Source organism: Marinomonas colpomeniae, assembly GCF_014803385.1.
In the GTDB taxonomy this organism is placed as follows: Bacteria; Pseudomonadota; Gammaproteobacteria; order Pseudomonadales; family Marinomonadaceae; genus Marinomonas; species Marinomonas colpomeniae.
Window position 1 is genome coordinate 179,869 of the sequence record NZ_JACYFC010000001.1, and the last position, 18,920, is coordinate 198,788.

Consider the following 18,920-nt stretch of genomic DNA (forward strand, 5'->3'; position numbering starts at 1 on the left):
GGTTAAGTGTCGCCACTTATTAGACATTGCCTGCGTAAACTCGGGCGAGTTGGTTTAGTAGCAACATTAACAGTTTTATCTACTATTTTGGCTTATCTGCTTAATTTCTTCCTTGTTGAAATATTGGGTTTTACGTACATTCCTTTCGAAGATTTTATTTTAGTTTCTAGTATTACTGTTTTAGTTACTCCGCTTCTTTCCTGGTATTTAGTTGGTCTATTTTTCAAGCTAGATGAAATGGAAGTTAAGATGACTCAATTGGCGACAATAGATAGCCTAACAAATACCTATAATCGCGGGTATTTTTATGAAAAAGTTGAACAGTTTTTATCGAGCATTCCTAACAGTACTAGTTTACCCGCGAGGGCTGAAAAGCTATCTCAGGGCAATAGATTAGATCATGGGCATTTACCTGGTTTTTTCATCTTAGATTTAGACAACTTAAAACCAATTAATGACCAATATGGTCATGCAGCGGGTGATAAAGTGTTAGCTGCTTTTAGTTCTGTATTGCTTGAATTGGCCCCTGAGCCGAATGTTGTTGGCCGTTTGGGTGGTGATGAGTTTGTTGTTTTTTTGCATAAAACCACTCAAATTATTCCGCAAGATTTTGCAGAACAGATTTTAGAACGTGTTCGATCTGCAAACGTAGAGTTTGATGGATGCCCTATCTCATTTGCTGCCAGTATTGGATTCTCTAACATTCACGGCTCCGATAGCCATGCTATCGATATGGCAATGAAAGCCGCCGATAATGCGTTATATAAAGTGAAACGCTCAGGTCGAAATGGTTTTGCAATGGGTTATGCTGAGCATTGATATCACCTAGGTGTAGATAAATATTACAACAAAAATGGCGGTCTTGATGGTCGCCATTTTTGATTCTATTGATACTTTTAGTTATTCACCCTTTAGTCTCCTAGGACAAGACCTTCACGCCTTGGATCCGCTCCACCGAGTAAACCTTTGTCTTCAACAATAATACCTTGGATACCTGAGTTCAAATCTCTAACCAAGACTTTGAATCCCATTTTGGTCAATGGCTTCTCGAAACGTTCGGCTTGAGTGCCTTTTTCAAGGTCGTATGTACCAAATCGATTTAACATATTCGGTAGGGATATAGCGTCCTGAATATCCATTCCCCACTCAAGATGAGCAATCAGAGTTTTCGCTACATAACCAATAATACGGGAGCCTCCAGGAGAGCCAACCACCAAATAAGGTTTGTTGTCTTTCATTACAATGGTTGGAGACATAGAAGAGCGAGGGCGTTTTCCAGGTTCTAAACGGTTGGCAATTGGATAGCCATTTTGGTGAGATTTGAAAGAAAAATCTGTTAGTTCGTTATTTAATAAGAAGCCGTTGCTCATAACCGTTGAGCCGAAACCGCTTTCAATTGTCGTGGTGACAGACACGGCGTTGCCTTCTTTATCAACAATAGAGATATGACTAGTTGAAGGGAATTCAATTGCTATGTCGTCTGCTTGTGCAATTGGGTGGTGCCATTCTGGCTCACCAGCGGTAACTGTTTCTAATGCTTTACCTGGAGTAATGAGCTTGGCACGTTCTGCTAAATAGCTTTTGTCCAATAACCCTTGAGGCATAGGTACATAATCTGTGTCAGCCATGTAGCGACCGCGGTCTGCAAAAGCAAGGCGAGAGGCGTCGCCGATTATTTGCCATGCTTCGGGAGAGTCTGCACCTAGCTTGGCAAGATCAAATTCCTGTGTGATCCCTAAAATTTGACCAACAGTTAATGCGCCAGAGCTTGGCGGCCCCATTCCACATACATCAAATTGTTTGTAAGGTAAGCACACTGGTGAACGTTCTTTGATTTGGTAGCTGGCAAGATCTTGTTCAGAGAGCAGGCCCGGATTATCAGCGATGCCTTGTACCTGAGAGATAATGTCTTTGGCAATTCGGCCTGTGTAAAATTCATCAGCACCGTAAATCGCTAGTAAACGTAATGTTTCATAGTATGGGGTATTTTGTAAACGGCTACCTGCCGCACGAGGTGTGCCGTCATAATTGAAAAAATAGGCCTTTGTTTCTGGATAGCGCGATAAATACTCAGCACTTCCCTTAATGGATTCAGCAAGACGTGGTGACACAATAAAACCTTCCTGTGCAAGTTCTGTTGCTGGTGCTAACAAGTCTTCCCAAGGCATTTTACCGTAACGTTCGTGCAACTCAGCCATTAGTTTTACTGTACCAGGTGTGCCAACAGAACGACCACCTACAACAGCTTTATAGAATGACAGCGGCTCGCCATTCTCATCTTGAAATAACTCTGGTGTTGCCGCCATTGGAGCCGTTTCTCGGCCATCAAAGGTCGTCAGTTTTTGTTTTTTTGCATCGTAATATACGGCGAAAGCACCACCGCCTAGACCAGAAGATTGAGGCTCAACTAAACCTAACATCATTTGTACAGCAACTAAGGCGTCGATGGCAGAGCCGCCAGCTTTCAAAACATCATAGCCTGCTTTACTGGCGACCGGATTGGCGGAAGCCACCATAAAGTCCTGCGCATGTGTTAATGCTTTGGTTTGTATACCACTGGAGGCCTCTGGTGCAACAGAGTCAGCTACTTGTCCAGCAGCAAAAGAATGGGAACCAAATAGGCATAATGGAGTGAGTACTAATAAATGTCGCCATAGTATTGATCGCGTCATGATAAAAAACCTTTTCATCTAATGAGTGGAATAGGTCTGTATTGTTTAAGACCTATAGGCAAAATTGAAATCCATTACCTTAATATCTAAGCATAATTATTTTTTACCGAAAATACTTAAATGAGATAAGGGTCAACATTTACAATAAATGGATGTAGTTTTCTTTGTGTTATTCTGGATAAATAACCATCGATATCTTATAGGTATCGATGGTCTACAAAACATAAACTCTATAAACATAATTTGGGTGTTGTTATGAAAGAGATGTTTGATCTAAGGGGTAAAGTCGCGATTATTACTGGCTGTAATACAGGATTAGGGCAAGGTATGGCATTGGCTCTGGCTGAAGCTGGCGCAGACATAGTGGGTATTAACAGAAGTAACCCAACAGAGACTGCTTTACTAATCGAAAAAACAGGTCGTAAGTTTCATAGTGTTATTGCGGATATGAGTAAGATGGAAACCACAGACCTTGTTATAAAAGAGGCTGTTTCTGCGTTTGGTAAAGTCGATATTCTAGTCAACAATGCAGGCATTATTCGTCGTAATGACGCCATCGACTTTACTGAGAAAGATTGGGATGAGGTGATGGATGTTAACTTGAAAACCTTGTTCTTTATGTCTCAGACTTTTGCCAAACAAGTGATGAAACAAGGTTCTGCAGGCAATATTATTAACATTGCTTCTATGTTGTCTTATCAAGGTGGTATCCGTGTACCGTCTTATACTTCGTCAAAAAGTGGCGTGTTGGGTTTGACTAAAGCCTTAGCGAATGAATGGGCGCAACATGGTATTAACGTCAATGCCATCGCACCAGGTTACATGGAAACCAACAATACCCAAGCGTTACGAGCGGATGAAAATAGATCGAGTGAAATATTAGGACGTATTCCAGCCGGACGTTGGGGAACGCCAAGTGATATGGCGGGGCCGATTGTGTTTCTGGCGTCTGAAGCATCACGCTATGTTCATGGTTATACCATTGCCGTTGATGGCGGTTGGCTAGCCCGTTAGTAAGTTTTATTAAGTTGTTAGTATGGTTTAAATAAAAAAAGCGCCTTTCGGCGCTTTTTTTATTTGGAGCTGATAATAGATATTCAGCTGTTACTGAACAATCTCTGGTCCCATGATGCTGTACGGCAACGCAGTAGAAAGCGCTGGAATGTACGTCACCAATACCAAGAACACCATTAATACAGCAACGAAAGGCATAGCGGCTTTAACAACGCGCGCTAAGCTCATTCCGGTAATGCCAGATGTCACAAATAGGTTCAGACCAATCGGCGGTGTGATCATACCGATTTCCATGTTTACTACCATGATGATACCTAGGTGAATCGGGTCAATACCCAATTGCATCGCGATAGGGAAAACAACAGGTGCAACGATAACCAATAGGCCAGATGGCTCCATGAACTGTCCACCAATTAACAACAAGATATTGACCGCGATCAGGAAGGTAAACCAGTTGAAACCAACATCCAGCATCCATTCTGTGATCATTTGTGGAATACGTTCTGCAGAAAGCGTGTGAGCAAACAACAAAGCGTTAGCGATGATGAACATCAGCATAACGGTTGTTTTTGTGCCTTCTAGCATAACTTTACGAGACTCTTCACCAAACAACGAAGGGAAGAAACCGCGTAGCATCATAGATAAGTTACGGCCCCAAATAGGCATACCAGCCAACAAACAAGTGCCGATGGATTCTTCTAACTTGCTAGAGCGTTTGAAGACATAAAAGATCGCCAGCATAGCAGACATGATCACGCCCCAAATGGCACGGTCTCCACCAGTGATGGTTTCGCTGTCTGCCCAAACAAAGAAAGACATGATTTCCCAAACAAGGAAGAAAGAAACACCGTAAACCATGCCGTTAAAACCAACACGAGCATGTGGTGCGTCTTCATCGTTTGTCCATGTTTTGCCTTTTAAAGGTCCCATGTCACGGTAAACAAACAAGGCGATAAACATAGAGTAAACCGCTGCAACAACTGCTGCTTCTGTTGGTGTAAATACACCACCGTAAATACCGCCCATGATGATAACAACAAGGAACAAGCCCCAGCCTGCTTCTTTACCACCACGAATAAGGTGACTAAAACCTTTCCATTCTTCTGATGGAAGGTTCTTGATACGAGCCACAACATAAATCGCTAGCATCAACATACCGCCAGCCATCAAACCAGGAATCACACCTGCTAAGAACATACGACCAACAGAAACATCAACGGATGCAGCGTAAACCACCATAACGATAGAAGGTGGAATCAAAATACCCAATGTACCCGCGTTGGCAATGATGCCTGCTGCGAATTCTTTTGAATAACCTACTTGAGTCATACCCGCAATCGCAATCGTACCGATCGCAACTACAGTCGCTGGAGATGAACCAGACAACGCGGCGAACATCATACATGCCAACACAGACGCCATTGCTAGGCCGCCTCTGAAGTGACCAACACTAGCAATAGCAAAGTTAATTAAACGTTTTGCCACACCACCGGTCGACATATAAGACGAGGCAATGATGAAGAACGGAATCGCCAACAAGGTGTAATGTTGACCTGCACCAAATAATGAAATGGCAACAGATGACAAAGAGTCGTGAGAGAAAAAAGTAATAAACAAAATGGACGATAAGCCCAAAGAAATACCAACCGGCAAGCCAATAAATAGCAGGATTAGTACAGATGAAAATAGAATAATAGATTCCACGATTAAGCTCCCGCGTTAGTCTTTCAAGACGTTTTTGTTTTCTTCGACAAGATCTTGAGCTTCATGCCCACTGATCAACATGCCACGTTTTCCACGAGCGATATCAATAAACGCTTGTAAAGAACGGTAAGAAAGCAGAGCCAAACTGATTGGCAAAATAACAAGCACTACCCAACGATGTAGGCGAGGGCGCAAATCAAACATTTCCTGGAAGAAAACAGGGTAACGAAGTTCTTCTGACCCTAGACCGATTTTGAACATTTTCAGCCAGTACTCGATCGCACCACCTCTAACGTCTACGCCGAGCATAGCTAACCAAGTCGAGTCGAGTAAAATCAATCCGTACAGCATAGCGGCCGCTGCACCTACCATAGACAAGGCTTTAGAAATGCGTTTAGGAACAGCATTTAAAACAATGTCGACACCAAGGTGAAGGCCAGTTTTTATACCGTAGCTCATACCCAATAGAATTAACCATGAGAAAGCAACGGTATTGAATTCAAGTGCCGCATCCCAACCTGTATTAAAGCCATAACGAGCAACAACCTGCCCAAATGAAACCGCCATAATGGAAGAGATAACGATAATTAGGAGATTTTCTTCTGCCCGCTCCATGACTTTTGGAAAGCACTTTTCCAGTACCCAAAGGGCAATAATAAATACTAATAAATAAAGGTGTGGCCAATGTGCCATGGGGGTCGTCTCCTAAAAGAAATGGACCTTAACAAGTTAAAGCGCAGTATGAGGGATACATTGTGTATTCGAAGGGTATGATCAAAAAGCACAGGGTAAATCACAAAAGCTGACTCAGTTTAAAACTGAGTCAGCTGACTGCAATGTAAAAATTAATTAAGCGCCAGCAGCGGCTTTAATCAAATCTTTACCGATATCATTTTCAAACTTTTTCCAAACAGGGCTCATTGTATCTACCCACTCTTGGCGCTGAGCTGGAGTCAATGTGTTTACTTTGCCGCCTGCTTTGATGATGTTTGCACGGTTTGTTGCTTCAGCCGCTTTAACATTCAAGTTTGCTGCTTGTGTTACTTCGTCTGCAATTTGAAGGAATTGCGTACGATCAGCAGTAGAAAGGCTTGCTAAGAATTCAGAAGACGTCATGAACAAGTAAGCTAAAAGCTGGTGGTTTGTTTCAGTCGTGCTGTCTTGAACTTCATAGAATTTCTTAGTGTAGATGTTTGACCAAGTATTTTCTTGACCATCTACAACACCCGTTTGCAATGCGCCGTATACTTCAGAGAACGCCATTGCTTGTGGAGATGCGCCCATTGCTGAAATCATTGCTTTTGAAACATCAGATGTTTGTACTCGGAATTTCAAGCCTTCAGCATCGCTAGGAACGGTAAGTTGTTTGCCAGCTGAGAAGTACTTCATGCCTGACATCCAGTATCCTAGTCCAACAAAACCAGCGTACTCGTCCATTGCTAACAAAAGGTCTTTACCTTCTTTTGTTTTAGTGAAACGGATCGCGTGGTCCATGTCTTTAAAGATGAAAGGTAGATCGAAAACACCGTATTTAGGTGTGTATGAACCAAACTTAGAAAGTGATGGTGCAAGTAGTTGAACATCACCTAATAGAAGGGCTTCAAGCTCTTTAGAATCACCAAATAGTGTAGAGTTTGGGAAAACTTCTACACACAACTTACCGTTCATTTCTGTGTTTACACGGTCTGCTAAGCTATTAGCTGCAACTACTTTAGGGTGTGTAGTACCGCCAGTTACGTGGCTGAATTTAACAACACGCTCACCTGGATCACAGTTAGCGATAGCAGTACCTGCTGTAAGAGCAAGTGCTAGAGACGTTAGAGTAAGGCTGATTTTTTTCATTTTTATAGGACTCCAAAAAACTGAATTATTATTGTTTTATCTACTTTTTAGTCTAAAAATAACCATTCTAATTATAGAACAAAAATAGAAAGACTCAGCAATGTAGATATTGCCTGACTCATATTCTTTACACAATCTATGCCAAGTACTTTGTTTTCATTTTAAGTTATTGATTTAAATGTTAATTATATTTTTTCTATATGAGGTGATTCTATTTTATTTGACTAATAAAAATAGAATGGGTGGAATGTCGCACAAATAATTCTTCCTTATGGGTGGAAAACCGCTCATTTTCTATTTTTCTTTCAATAGTTCGTTTACTGCTAACTTCAAATGCTTTTCAACTTGTTTCTTTGTTTTCAACCCAAAGGCGGTGAAGTCTATCTCATCTGTTGATTGGCTTATTACTGTGTTTAGCAATAAATAATTCCTGTTGCTGGCTATTAGTGTCTTTTGGGCGATAGCCTGTCTCACTAAGCGAGTGAGTTGAGCTCGAATAGTAAGGTAAGGTCGATGATGATCCACAAATAAAGTCAGGTCATTTCTGTCCTTTTCGGTAAAAATGTTCTCTAACTTTCTTTTATCTGACGCATTATTGTTGAGAGCTTCTGCCAACTCGGTGTCTAAGTCTTGGTAATCTCTCGGTAAGTTGATAGCCAGGTTAGCGAGGTAGTCTTGATGCCATATCGAAGCTCTTTCCTGTGCTATTTTACTTAGTGGTTTTACCATCATTAATGAATAACAGCCGCTGGCTTGGTCTTTAGTTGTACCAAGGCGCACAGGTATAAAGCCATTTTTAAGCCAAAAGGCGATGACTTCAGCTGTCGCTGCAAAGCTGGTACTGAGAAAATCACATGGCGCTGTGTCTTGTATTGAGCAGTCTTTCATTATGTCGTTTCTAGCAAAGGAACGTTTGGCAACTGTTTCAATATGATTGAGTAGCTGGCTTGCTACACCTTTGTTCTGTGCGTTTTCTTGCGTTGCGATACGGCTGATACGCCAGTAGCGATATTGTCCTGCGTCTTCAATGCCTTCATGCGCTAATAAAGATTGTGGTATTAAATGACCACGAGGCCGACGTGTACCTTGTAAAACCGCTCGACTAAGTTCATCTGGTAACTGTCCTTCTTCAGTTACGATGGCCACACTATTTACAGCGGAGCCTTGTAAGGAAAGATGTGCATAAACAGACGGGTCATCTAATATCCAGCGTAAATTATCAGGAGACGTTTGATAGTGTGCGCTTACTAATAGTTGGAATGTGCGGGATAGGAAATCTGGCTGGGTTAGCCATTCTGCACCTGCTATGGCTTTATAAGTATGAGATTTTACTAAATTATCAGAATGAATACGTGATGTTTCTAATTCTTGATTGGGTGTTAAAAAGAAGCAATCATTGATCCAGTTTTCAAGTGGGTCATTTCCCCCCCATCTTATTGGAAGGCTCAATGTAAGTGATTGGACCGACAAAGTTTTTTGTGTCGATTGCGCTTCCAAATAACGATAAAAGCGAATTCCAAAACCTTTTCCTGCCCCTTCGTAACCATAATCTGTTGTACTAAAAAGACAATGCTCTGCTTTCTTATTGAGTGCCACTAGTAAAGGCACTGGGATCATAGAAGCTTCATCCACAAACAACATATCCCAATGGGTATCATTAACGAGTAAGGCGTCAGGCGCGAAGAAGGGCATCTCTACGTCTAAGTTTGCGTTTTTTAAAACATGCTCGAATCGATTTTTTAAGGTTTGAATAGCACTTTGATTTGGCGCGGTCAGTGCGACTTTTTTACCTGCTTGTAGCATTTTGGCGAGGCTATCACCAAGTAGCGTAGATTTACCACGACCCCGAGGTGCGATAAGTACATAAGACTTGGCTTTCTTTTTAAATAAACAAGATTGAGCTTTGGCTTGTTCCTTGGTTAATGGCGCATTCTCTTCGATTAAATCCAGTGCAGGAAAAGCTTGTATTTTTGCTCGTTTAGACGGTGTTTGACTTTGCTGCTTTTCATAAGAATTTATGGTTTTAAAAGGTGATGTATCACTGTGTAAATGGTTTAGCAGAAAAAGCTTAAAGTTCGACTCTATTTGCTCGCTTTCATAAGGCCAAGGCAGATAACGGGGTAGATCTTGATCGACAATGGATAGCCAATTTTCATTTGGTAAAGCAATGGCAAATACTCCATTCCCACGAACGGTTCCTGATAAAATGGCTAAGGCACTAGCAGAAACGCCTTGGGTTAAATCTATTAAGACCGCATCATTGGTTTGACCAAGTTCTTGCCGCGCTTGTTTAAAGGAGCAGGTCCTAAAAAGAGGTTTCCTTGATGAAGGAAGATTTAGCTGATCGTATTGAGCCACATCGTGAGCGCAAATTAGCGGCGTAGAAAAATATTCACACAGGCGTAAAAAATCCGACAAAACTTCATTGATAGAGCCTTTTAATAAAAAACAATGGCGATGCTTGTCTACTGAATTGTCCGATGAATACATGAAATCTCCTTGTCGTCTCACCATCATACTGTGACCACAAGGCCGAGCCAATTTTAACTACATTATTTTGAGTAAAAAAAGCACTCAAAAATGAGTGCTTTTAGGCAATTTAAAAATAACTGACTACTTATGCGATAACAAACAAATCCATAAAGCGGTTCACAGGTGTTTGTTCAAGTTTGGTTTGGTCTTTACAGAGAGAGAAAATCGTTTGGCATTGACGGTTTGGAAAGCGCGTTGCCAAGTTATTTTTAAACTTCTGCTCTAACAAAGGAATACCTTCTACACGGCGGCGGCGATGACCAACAGGGTATTCAACAACCACTTCTTCTGTGCTGCTGCCGTCTTTAAAAAATACCTGAATCGCGTTAGCGATAGAACGTTTATCGGCTTCTAGATATTCAGCGGTGAAACGCTTGTCTTCTACAATCTCCATCTTGTTGCGCAGCTCATCAATGATGGGATGTGTTGCATGGAAATCGTCTTCGTAATGCTCGGCAATTAAGTTACCAAAGGCTAATGGCACCGCGGCCATGTATTGCAAACAATGGTCTCTGTCTGCTGCGTTTGCCAAAGGGCCTGATTTTGAAATGATGCGAATCGCAGATTCATGAGTACGAATCACAATTTTATCAATATCAGCCAAACGATCTTTAACTTGAGGGTGAAGTGTAACCGCGGCTTCTGCTGCGGTTTGTGCGTGAAATTCCGCAGGGAAGGAAATTTTAAACAAAATATTGTCCATCACGTAAGTGCCATAATCCTGAGAGAATGAAAACTGACGTTGTGCTTCTGGTTTAATGGCTTGGTCTTTGTTGGTTTTCGAAAAAGACACATCATAGAACCCCCACTGTGGTGCAGTTAGCACACTAGGAACCCCCATCTCACCGCGCATCGACATATCGGCTAAACGTACTGCTCGTGAAGTGGCATCGCCTGCCGCCCATGATTTTCGTGAGCCAGCGTTTGGTGCGTGACGGTAAGTTCGTAAGGCAGAACCATCGACCCAAGCCTGAGAAATCGCTGCCATTATCTGTTCTCTATCGCCCCCCATCATCTTGGTAACCACAGCCGCAGACGCGACTCGCACCAATAACACGTGACACAAACCGACGCGATTAAACGAATTTTCTAAGGCGATAACGCCTTGAATCTCATGAGCCATTACCATGGATTCTAAAACGTCACGCATGGTTAACGGTGAGTCGCCATTCGATAATCGAACTTGAGACAAGTGATCGGCGATGGCTAAGATGCCACCTAAATTGTCTGATGGATGCCCCCACTCTGCCGCCAACCAAGTGTCGTTGTAATCGAGCCAACGAATAATACAACCAATGTCCCAAGCGGCTTTTACTGGATCGAGTGCAAACGAGGTTCCTGGTACGCGAGCGCCATTAGGGACGACAGTGCCTTGTACCATTGGCCCTAAATGTTTAGTGCATTCTGGGAAGCGCAGGGCGAGTAAACCACAACCAAGCGTATCCATTAGGCAGTTACGAGCCGTGTCTAACGCTTCTTCACTGGTGACTTTAAAGTCAATCACATAGTCCACGATATCTTGAATAACTTGGTCGTAATCTGGACGATTATTTACATCTACATTGGCACTCATTGTCTTTCCCTTTAATTCTAAACTTTAAAATTTTAGTGTGTTGGTAAGGTCGCTTTATGGACGATCGTCTATCGCAACCCAATCAGCATGATCTGGCCCGATATAATCGGCGCTAGGGCGAATAATTCGGTTATTGGCTCTTTGTTCCATTACATGAGCGGCCCAACCAGTAACGCGTGAACAAACAAAAATGGGTGTGAACAGCTTGGTCGGAATGTTCATAAAACGGTACGCACTGGCATGGAAAAAATCCGCATTGCAGAAGAGTTTCTTTTCTCGCCACATCACTTCTTCGCAGCGTTCAGATACTGCGTATAAGTGATCATCTCCAGTTGCTTCGCTGAGTTTTTTAGACCACTTTTTAATGATGTCATTGCGTGGATCTCGTTCGCTGTAAATAGCGTGACCAAACCCCATAATCTTTTCTTTATTAGCCAGTTTTTGCATCAGAGCTGCTTCGGCTTCATCTGCGCTTTTCCACGGTTCTATCATGTCCATGGCCGCTTCGTTTGCGCCACCGTGTAATGGTCCGCGTAAGCTACCAATGCCGCCTGTCACACAAGAATGCATATCCGATAACGTAGAGGCACAGACACGTGCCGTAAACGTAGACGCATTGAACTCGTGTTCTGCGTACAGAATTAAAGAGGCATTCATTACTTGAGTATGCAGCTCGCTTGGCTCCTCATCGTGCAGCATGGTTAAGAAATGCCCCGCCAAGGACGAGATGTGCATATTGTGGGTATCGACACGAACGCCATCGTGACTGAAACGATACCAATACACGACGATAGCAGGCAACGTTGCCAATAAGCGGTCAGCGGCGTGTAATCCTAATGAAGGTTGTTTTTCAAAAGGGAGTTCAGGCTCAATATTACCTAGAAAAGAACAACCCGTACGCATTACATCCATTGGGTGAGCATCTTTTGGAATAAGCTCCAAGACAGCTTTTAATTCTTCCGGCAGACTACGTAAACTCATCAACTTGTGTTCATAATCGTGAAGTTGAGTTCGGTTGGGTAGGGTTCCATAAAGTAATAAATAAGCTACTTCTTCAAAGCTAGCGTTGTCGGCTAAAACATCGATATCATAACCGCGATAAGTTAACCCTGCAGCGGCTTTGCCAACGGTGCATAATGCTGTTTCACCTGCGCTTTGGCCTCTTAAGCCTGCGCCAGAAAGTACTTTTGTCATATCGTTTCTCCATTGTTATTTTTAGCTGAGAAATCATTAGATTTTTTGTATTTTAGATTTTGTGTTTTTAAGTGCTACTGGTTCTTTTCTTTTAGTTCTTTTTTTCAGAGAAGAGCGCATCTAGCTTTTCTTCATATTCATGATAGTTGAGAAATTCGTAGAGCTCATTTCGTGTCTGCATAGAATCGACGACATCACGCTGATGGCCATCGTTTAACAAATGCTGATACACATTTAACGCTGCTTTATTCATCGCTCTAAAAGCGCTGAGAGGATAGAGCACTAAGTCGACGCCTGCGCCAGCCAGCTCTTCTTTACTGAACAAGGGGGTTGCGCCGAATTCAGTAATATTGGCTAAAACTGGGACATTCACCGCAGCAACAAATTCTTTGTATTGATCTAATGTGATCATGGCTTCTGGGAAAATCATATCGGCGCCAGCGTCTACGCAAGCAATTGCACGTTCGATGGCAGATTCCATACCTTCCACTGCCAACGCATCGGTACGCGCCATAATGACAAAATTGTCGTCAACACGAGCGTCTACGCATGCTTTGACGCGATCGACCATTTCACTCTGGCTAACAATGGCTTTATTAGGTCGATGACCACAGCGTTTTTGCTGTACTTGGTCTTCAATATGAACCGCTGCAGCGCCCGCTTTTTCCATTTCTTGAATGGCTCTAGTGATATTAAATGCGCCACCGAAGCCTGTGTCGATATCAACTAATAATGGCAAGTTTGACGCTGACGTAATGCGGCGTACATCTTCGAGTACATCATGTAAATCTGTCATGCCTAAGTCGGGTAAGCCATAAGATGCATTGGCGACACCTCCGCCAGATAAATACAGCGCGTGGTGTCCTGTTTGCTCTGCCATCATCGCGCAATAGGCGTTAACAGCTCCAACTACTTGCAATGGGGACTGATCTTTTACTGCTTGTCTAAAGCGTGCACCGGGGGAAAGTCTTGTCATGGTATTCCTCTCTTTTGCTTTTTCTTATTCGAATTTAAAGGACATTTCATTAATGGGAAGCGAGAACCGCTTGTTCCATTGCTTGCTTTAGTAAATGACAGGATCGACTGATATGACGACGCATAAGTAGCTCGGCCAAGTCACCTTCATGGTTGGCAATTGCATCCAAAATAGCTCTATGTTCACGCAATGCTTGACGAGGGTCGCTACGTTTATCGGCTGTGTGACGACGATACATGCGGATCACGGCATACAACTCTTCTGTCAGTAGTCGTATTAATTTGGCGTTGCCACTGGCGTGAATGATACGTAAATGGAAATCGTCATTACCGCCCTGTTGTAAGTAATGCTCATCTTGGTTGTTATCAAGGTGGGCTTGATGTTTGTCGAGTAAGGCATACAAGCTGTTCACTTCATCTGTATGCATTGTGGTGGCTGCCAATCTTGTTGCCATACCTTCCAATGCTTCACGCATAGTAAAGGTGTCTTGCATGTCTTGGATGTTTAACTGGATAACGCGCGCACCAACATTGGCAGTACGAGTCACCAAACCTAATCCTTCTAACTTAACGATGGCTTCCCTGAGTGGCCCACGAGAAACACCGTACTGTTTGGCAAGCTCAGGTTCGGAAATCTTACTTCCCTGTGGAATGTGGCCTTGCACGATAGCGTTAATAAGCTGCTGTGCGATATCTTCAGATAAAGTGGCAGATTTGATGGAAACAAGATTATTCATAAAAAACCAAATAACTATATTGTTGACAATGTAGGTATTTATAATCTTGTTTTTGAGGTTTATCAAGTCATATTGTCGACAATGAGGTTGTTTTTTCATTATCCTTTAGTCGTATAAGGTGTGTGTTTTTTGCTTTTCACAGTGGATAACAGTGTGTTTATTAAAAGGTTTTTCATATTTACTCGATAGAGAGCTAGAAAAACTGATAAAGTCATACAAATTATTTAAATAGTATTTTTATCAAGTGTCGACAATCCTATGCAGTTAGTCATTGCTTTAGTCCGTTTGTTTTGGCCTTTTGATAAAAGAAGAAATAAGGGAAGTCATGAAAAAAATTAAAAACGAAGCAGCCCTAAGTAAAAAAGCCATCCAAGTTGGCGAGAACTACGCGCTTAAACGAGGTTACGAAGGTTTTTCTGCAACAATGTCTGCCAATGAAAAAACGGAATCCATCTATCGCTTGTTAGTGTTAGACAAACTTATAGTCGGTTTACCTGCAGACAAAGAAGACTTGCCGAGCATGAAGCACAAATTAGCTCTATGGATTCAAAAACACTTACCAAAAGATGATCCTTTGCTGAAATAAGCTTACAGGCGATAAAAGCAGAGACATTAAGTCGTTAAAAATATTTTTAAAGTAAGGAACAACCAGATGGACAACAAAGCATTAGCAATAGAAGCCATAAACCTTGTAAAACCAGCGATTGATCAATTGTTTGAAAAGACTTGCCGTAAAGAGCTTCATATCGTGATCATGAACCCACAGCTAAAGCCATGGGAAGCGCCTTTTGAAGACGCTATTTTGCATGAATGTACATTTGGTACGCCAGAAAGCTGGCCTGCGCCTTTTGATGAATTAGCTCGTAACAAAGCCGCTCAAGCATGGCGTGATTCGGTTTCAAATATTGATCATCAAACGCTTCATCCTTCTTCATTACGCGAAGGTGATGTGCTGTTCTACGGTTCTTTCGTTTATGGCAACATCGTTGTTGCTTGCAGTGGCGTAGAGCCTTGGTTTGACATGTTAGTAAGTGGTTGGATTGCTGTAGCACTTGAGCAATTGACCATTAATGAATATCAAACGACGAAAGCCTCAGAACCAACACGACGTTATAGAGCTTAGTTATGTGTTGCGAATACCAAGCAATCACCAATCGATTGCTTGGTTGTTCCAATCTAAAAATGCCGCCTCGTTATCCATCGTTACTGTTTCCATAATCGACAATAACTGATTTGCTACAAATTCAGCCGTAAAAAGTTTCCCTTCAGGAACAGAGTGTTGGAAAGGTTTTGATAAGGGTGTGTCTGTTGTACCAGGGTGAAACGCGATGAGCTTAACGTTTTTTCCGCGTCTTGCGTACTCGATAGAGCTGGTCTTTATCAGCATATTTAACGCCGCTTTCGAAGCGCGGTAACTGTACCAACCACCACTCTTATTATCTGAAATACTACCAATTCGAGCGCTTAACAAAGCCACTTGTGTCGCCTCATTACCTTTTAAAACAGGCAGCAGCTGACTCAACCACAGCATGGGAACCACTGTGTTTGCATAAAAAGTGGCTTCTAATTGCATCGCATTAATATCTTCCAGCTTTTTCTCAGGCATCATATCTTCATTGTGCAGTATGCCATTACAAATTAGAACTTTAGTAATGGTTCCTGATGATGCCTTAAGATGTTGGCAAACTTCTCGAATACGCATTTCTGAGTTATCGCATTCTATCCAATGGGTTTTGCCTTCTTTCAATTTACCTTGTACAGAACGACTAATGGCATAAACACCGAAACAATCAGAATCTTCTTCAAACTGATTAATAGCGGCTTGAGCAATGGTACTGCTCGCACCAATAACAAGGGCATGGAATGGCTGCATAGATAGGCTCCTATTTTTCACAAGGAAGGCAATTGTCTTTGCCCCTGCTTTTACCGGAAATAAAAGACGATAGTTGATGGCGGTAACGGGCAAAGAAACGATAACCAAGGTCTGCAAAAATACGAATGACAGGCCAGCGTAATACCTGCATCCATTTATGCTTTCCGACCAACTTCCACGACAAGTAGGTGACATCAAGACCAGTGATTATCTGACCATTTTCTAATTGGCCATGGAGTCTTTTGTCAGCTTCAATTGGATCAATATGAGGAAAACGGTCACCGAAATCGCTAGCGTGAATGTCTTCTAGTATCAGCTTTTTATTCACATCTAAGCTCTGCAGTTGCTTCATTTCAGCAGCGCAAAGCGGGCAATAGCCATCATAAAAAATAGTTAACATAGTCAGTTACTCTTATGAATGCTTACACCGCGTAAACAGTGAAGCATAAATTAGTTGCGCACGTGTTTTATGGCGCACTCAGTAAATGATACGCAGTGGAGAAGTGATTAGATCAGTATTTATATGTTGCCGTTAGTGTTGTCATTAAGACTGGTGTTAGTCATGAGGGTAAAGCATAAGCAAATGCAATACACAGACTATAAGAGTGATACCAAAGCGCATATTTAAATAACGAGAGTGAACACTGTTTTCTTCTCTAAGTGATCTTGCCTCAACCCAAAAAAGGCTGATAAAACCAAGCAAGAGAAGGGCAATGGATAATGACGACACTTCAAGCAATAAAGAGAACCAAGCACCAAGCGCAATCACATTACTTGAAATTAGCAAGTACTGACTCATCGTACTGATTCTTTTGTTAATGCATTGTCCCCAAAGCGTGCCGCTTAAGAAACTCAGAATAATGGCGCTGTAGGTGGTGAATAAATAAGACCCTGACTCATCAAATAGCATTTGATTAGTCCAGCTCAAGTAGGTTGAAAAGGCAAAAGGAATGATACCTAATACACTAAGCTGAAGTGACAAAATAGAAGAAGACGTTCGCATAATAAAAGCCTTACCTTTTTTTGAAGTGAAATGCGTAAGTAAAGTGAACGCAAATGAATTTTAGTCTTAATAGAAGACTAAATGCCAGTTATCAGAGATATCTTCTACGTACTTTACGTTTCTTTATCCCTTTTAGTTCACTCTTGTTACTTTCTATAGGTCCAATGGGTAATCGTCATTGAGCGAAATACAGTCAAAGAGTACAATGTACGGCAATAATGATCGTTTGATCGTGAAGTCACTAGACTTTACGTTTTAGAATGGTCGCGTCTTACTTAACAAAATTTGCTATTAAGGTTGTTTCGAAATGCCAGCTAAAACAATGGATGAACTTGTTTCCCTATGTAAACGTCGTGGATTTATTTTCCAAGGCAGCGAAATCTACGGTGGTATGCAAGGTGCTTACGATTATGGTCCGTTGGGCGTTGAGTTAAAAAACAACATCAAAGCGGCTTGGTGGCGTTCAATGGTTTATGAACGTGATGACGTAGAAGGGTTAGACGCTGCGATTATTCAAAACAAGCACGTTTACAAATATTCTGGTCACGAAGACACGTTTACAGACCCAATGGTCGATTGTCACGAATGTAAATCTCGTCTACGCGCCGATCACATGAAAGACATCAAAGTATGTGACAACTGTGGTTCTACAAATGTAACAGAGCCTCGTGACTTCAATTTGATGTTTAAGACCAATGTTGGCCCAATGGTGGATGAAGAGTCTTACACTTACCTTCGTCCAGAAACGGCTCAAGGTATCTTCACTAACTTCAAAAACGTGGTCGATTCTACTTCTCGTACTTTGCCTTTTGGTATTGCTCAGATAGGTAAATCATTCCGTAACGAAATTACTCCTCGTAACTTCATCTTCCGTGTTCGTGAATTCGAACAAATGGAATTAGAATTCTTCTGTAAACCAGGTGAAGATGAAAAATGGCATGACTTCTGGGTGAACACACGTAAACAGTGGTGGTTGGATCAAGGTCTAACAGAAGAAAACATCCAGTTTGAATACGTAACGGGTGATGACCTTTCTCATTACTCAAAATCGACTGTGGATATCTTGTACAAATTCCCACATGGTTTTGAAGAACTAGAAGGCGTTGCGAACCGTACAGATTACGATCTAGGTTCACACACCAAAGCACAAGACGAGTTCGACATTACGGCAAAAGTGAAAAAGAACGAGCACTCTACGACGAAATTGGCAATGCGTGATCTAGAAGCCAACAAATGGGATGTGCCTTTCTGTATCGAACCTTCTGCCGGTCTAGACCGTGGTTTATTGGCTATCATCACTGAAGCCTACACAGAAGAAGAACTTCCAAATGGAACGTCACGTACGGTTCTTAAACTTAAGCCACATCTAGCGCCAATTAAAGTCGCTATTATGCCGCTGAAAAAGAACAAACCTGAAATCGTTGCCCTAGCAAAAGAGCTTAAAAACAAGCTTCAAAAACTGGGCCTAGGTCGTATTCTTTATGAAAACACAGGTAACGTAGGGAAAGGCTACCGTCGTCATGACGAAGTCGGTACGCCAATCTGTGTAACGGTTGATTTTGATTCAATTGAACAAGAAGGCGCACCAGTGACGGTTCGTGACCGTGATACGATGGAACAGATTGTTGTTCCAGCAGCTGATCTACCAGCTTACGTGGTGAATTATTTTATTAATCAAGATTAATTTTTTGGGTTAGTAATTTAGAGATTAGAAATCCCTTTAAGGCGAGAGTCTTAAAGGGATTTTTTTGTTTTTATAAAAAGGTTTTATTGAGTGTGAGAGTTTTTTTAGTTTCCATTT

General features: G+C 42.0%; 17 protein-coding genes. 5 read left to right on the top strand and 12 right to left on the bottom strand.

What is annotated here, in order from left to right:
* Positions 1 to 6: 6 nt before the first annotated feature.
* On the top strand, positions 7 to 819 hold the full coding sequence (locus tag IF202_RS00900) for a GGDEF domain-containing protein (RefSeq protein ID WP_191592989.1): 813 nt from the start codon (positions 7 to 9) through the stop codon (positions 817 to 819).
* Between the two features lie 92 nt (positions 820 to 911).
* Here IF202_RS00900 and ggt read toward each other — a convergent pair whose 3' ends face one another.
* Positions 912 to 2,672, bottom strand: coding sequence for a gamma-glutamyltransferase (gene ggt, locus IF202_RS00905; RefSeq protein ID WP_191592990.1), 1,761 nt, complete (start codon positions 2,670 to 2,672; stop codon positions 912 to 914).
* Between the two features lie 255 nt (positions 2,673 to 2,927).
* Between ggt and kduD the strand changes: the two genes are divergently transcribed.
* Positions 2,928 to 3,686, top strand: a complete 759-nt coding sequence (gene kduD / locus IF202_RS00910) for a 2-dehydro-3-deoxy-D-gluconate 5-dehydrogenase KduD (RefSeq protein WP_191592991.1) — start codon at positions 2,928 to 2,930, stop codon at positions 3,684 to 3,686.
* 90 nt (positions 3,687 to 3,776) lie between these two features.
* On the opposite strand, the gene IF202_RS00915 is transcribed toward kduD, so the two are convergent.
* The 8 genes from IF202_RS00915 to IF202_RS00950 all read right to left on the bottom strand — a co-directional run bounded on the left by IF202_RS00915 (position 3,777) and on the right by IF202_RS00950 (position 14,243).
* Positions 3,777 to 5,390, bottom strand: coding sequence for a TRAP transporter large permease (locus IF202_RS00915; RefSeq protein ID WP_191592992.1), 1,614 nt, complete (start codon positions 5,388 to 5,390; stop codon positions 3,777 to 3,779).
* Positions 5,391 to 5,405: 15 nt separating this feature from the next.
* On the bottom strand, positions 5,406 to 6,083 hold the full coding sequence (locus tag IF202_RS00920; RefSeq protein WP_191592993.1) for a TRAP transporter small permease: 678 nt from the start codon (positions 6,081 to 6,083) through the stop codon (positions 5,406 to 5,408).
* A 156-nt stretch (positions 6,084 to 6,239) separates the two neighbouring features.
* On the bottom strand, positions 6,240 to 7,232 hold the full coding sequence (locus IF202_RS00925; RefSeq protein ID WP_191592994.1) for a TRAP transporter substrate-binding protein: 993 nt from the start codon (positions 7,230 to 7,232) through the stop codon (positions 6,240 to 6,242).
* A 294-nt stretch (positions 7,233 to 7,526) separates the two neighbouring features.
* Positions 7,527 to 9,722 carry a tRNA(Met) cytidine acetyltransferase TmcA gene (locus IF202_RS00930; protein WP_191592995.1) on the bottom strand — a complete coding sequence of 732 codons (2,196 nt, stop codon included), beginning with the start codon at positions 9,720 to 9,722 and terminating at the stop codon, positions 7,527 to 7,529.
* Between the two features lie 127 nt (positions 9,723 to 9,849).
* Positions 9,850 to 11,337, bottom strand: a complete 1,488-nt coding sequence (prpD, locus tag IF202_RS00935; RefSeq protein WP_191592996.1) for a 2-methylcitrate dehydratase — start codon at positions 11,335 to 11,337, stop codon at positions 9,850 to 9,852.
* Positions 11,338 to 11,391: 54 nt separating this feature from the next.
* Complete coding sequence (prpC, locus tag IF202_RS00940; RefSeq protein ID WP_191592997.1) at positions 11,392 to 12,531, bottom strand: bifunctional 2-methylcitrate synthase/citrate synthase; 1,140 nt, start codon at positions 12,529 to 12,531, stop codon at positions 11,392 to 11,394.
* A gap of 91 nt (positions 12,532 to 12,622) precedes the next feature.
* Positions 12,623 to 13,507: a methylisocitrate lyase gene (gene prpB / locus IF202_RS00945; RefSeq protein WP_191592998.1), complete on the bottom strand. Its 885-nt coding sequence runs from the start codon at positions 13,505 to 13,507 to the stop codon at positions 12,623 to 12,625.
* 49 nt (positions 13,508 to 13,556) lie between these two features.
* Entirely contained in the window at positions 13,557 to 14,243 is a 687-nt protein-coding gene (locus IF202_RS00950; protein ID WP_191592999.1) for a GntR family transcriptional regulator, read from the bottom strand.
* Positions 14,244 to 14,568: 325 nt separating this feature from the next.
* Between IF202_RS00950 and IF202_RS00955 the strand changes: the two genes are divergently transcribed.
* Positions 14,569 to 14,829, top strand: a complete 261-nt coding sequence (locus tag IF202_RS00955) for a DUF5062 family protein (protein ID WP_191593000.1) — start codon at positions 14,569 to 14,571, stop codon at positions 14,827 to 14,829.
* 66 nt (positions 14,830 to 14,895) lie between these two features.
* The gene (locus IF202_RS00960) at positions 14,896 to 15,366 is read left to right on the top strand and encodes a hypothetical protein (RefSeq protein WP_191593001.1); all 471 of its coding nucleotides are present in this window, start codon (positions 14,896 to 14,898) and stop codon (positions 15,364 to 15,366) included.
* Positions 15,367 to 15,390: 24 nt separating this feature from the next.
* Here IF202_RS00960 and IF202_RS00965 read toward each other — a convergent pair whose 3' ends face one another.
* From IF202_RS00965 to IF202_RS00975, 3 genes are all read right to left on the bottom strand, one after another.
* A complete protein-coding gene (locus IF202_RS00965; RefSeq protein ID WP_191593002.1) occupies positions 15,391 to 16,116 on the bottom strand; it encodes an SDR family NAD(P)-dependent oxidoreductase in 726 nt (241 codons plus the stop codon).
* 10 nt (positions 16,117 to 16,126) lie between these two features.
* Entirely contained in the window at positions 16,127 to 16,516 is a 390-nt protein-coding gene (locus IF202_RS00970; protein WP_191593003.1) for a thiol-disulfide oxidoreductase DCC family protein, read from the bottom strand.
* A gap of 156 nt (positions 16,517 to 16,672) precedes the next feature.
* Positions 16,673 to 17,119, bottom strand: a complete 447-nt coding sequence (locus IF202_RS00975; protein WP_191593004.1) for a DUF3429 domain-containing protein — start codon at positions 17,117 to 17,119, stop codon at positions 16,673 to 16,675.
* Between the two features lie 307 nt (positions 17,120 to 17,426).
* On the opposite strand from IF202_RS00975, the gene IF202_RS00980 reads away from it, so the two are divergent.
* Positions 17,427 to 18,803 (top strand): glycine--tRNA ligase, encoded by a 1,377-nt coding sequence (locus tag IF202_RS00980; RefSeq protein ID WP_191593005.1) that lies wholly within the window; start codon positions 17,427 to 17,429, stop codon positions 18,801 to 18,803.
* The last annotated feature ends 117 nt before the right edge of the window (positions 18,804 to 18,920 follow it).

What these genes read in the sequence shown, in the direction of transcription:
- ggt (WP_191592990.1), bottom strand. Translation starts at nt 2,672, where the DNA reads ATGACGCGATCAATACTATGGCGACATTTATTAGTACTCACTCCATTA.
- kduD (WP_191592991.1), top strand. Translation starts at nt 2,928, where the DNA reads ATGAAAGAGATGTTTGATCTAAGGGGTAAAGTCGCGATTATTACTGGC.
- IF202_RS00920 (WP_191592993.1), bottom strand. Translation starts at nt 6,083, where the DNA reads ATGGCACATTGGCCACACCTTTATTTATTAGTATTTATTATTGCCCTT.
- IF202_RS00925 (WP_191592994.1), bottom strand. Translation starts at nt 7,232, where the DNA reads ATGAAAAAAATCAGCCTTACTCTAACGTCTCTAGCACTTGCTCTTACA.
- IF202_RS00930 (WP_191592995.1), bottom strand. Translation starts at nt 9,722, where the DNA reads ATGTATTCATCGGACAATTCAGTAGACAAGCATCGCCATTGTTTTTTA.
- prpD (WP_191592996.1), bottom strand. Translation starts at nt 11,337, where the DNA reads ATGAGTGCCAATGTAGATGTAAATAATCGTCCAGATTACGACCAAGTT.
- prpC (WP_191592997.1), bottom strand. Translation starts at nt 12,531, where the DNA reads ATGACAAAAGTACTTTCTGGCGCAGGCTTAAGAGGCCAAAGCGCAGGT.
- prpB (WP_191592998.1), bottom strand. Translation starts at nt 13,507, where the DNA reads ATGACAAGACTTTCCCCCGGTGCACGCTTTAGACAAGCAGTAAAAGAT.
- IF202_RS00950 (WP_191592999.1), bottom strand. Translation starts at nt 14,243, where the DNA reads ATGAATAATCTTGTTTCCATCAAATCTGCCACTTTATCTGAAGATATC.
- IF202_RS00955 (WP_191593000.1), top strand. Translation starts at nt 14,569, where the DNA reads ATGAAAAAAATTAAAAACGAAGCAGCCCTAAGTAAAAAAGCCATCCAA.
- IF202_RS00960 (WP_191593001.1), top strand. Translation starts at nt 14,896, where the DNA reads ATGGACAACAAAGCATTAGCAATAGAAGCCATAAACCTTGTAAAACCA.
- IF202_RS00965 (WP_191593002.1), bottom strand. Translation starts at nt 16,116, where the DNA reads ATGCAGCCATTCCATGCCCTTGTTATTGGTGCGAGCAGTACCATTGCT.
- IF202_RS00970 (WP_191593003.1), bottom strand. Translation starts at nt 16,516, where the DNA reads ATGTTAACTATTTTTTATGATGGCTATTGCCCGCTTTGCGCTGCTGAA.
- IF202_RS00975 (WP_191593004.1), bottom strand. Translation starts at nt 17,119, where the DNA reads ATGCGAACGTCTTCTTCTATTTTGTCACTTCAGCTTAGTGTATTAGGT.
- IF202_RS00980 (WP_191593005.1), top strand. Translation starts at nt 17,427, where the DNA reads ATGCCAGCTAAAACAATGGATGAACTTGTTTCCCTATGTAAACGTCGT.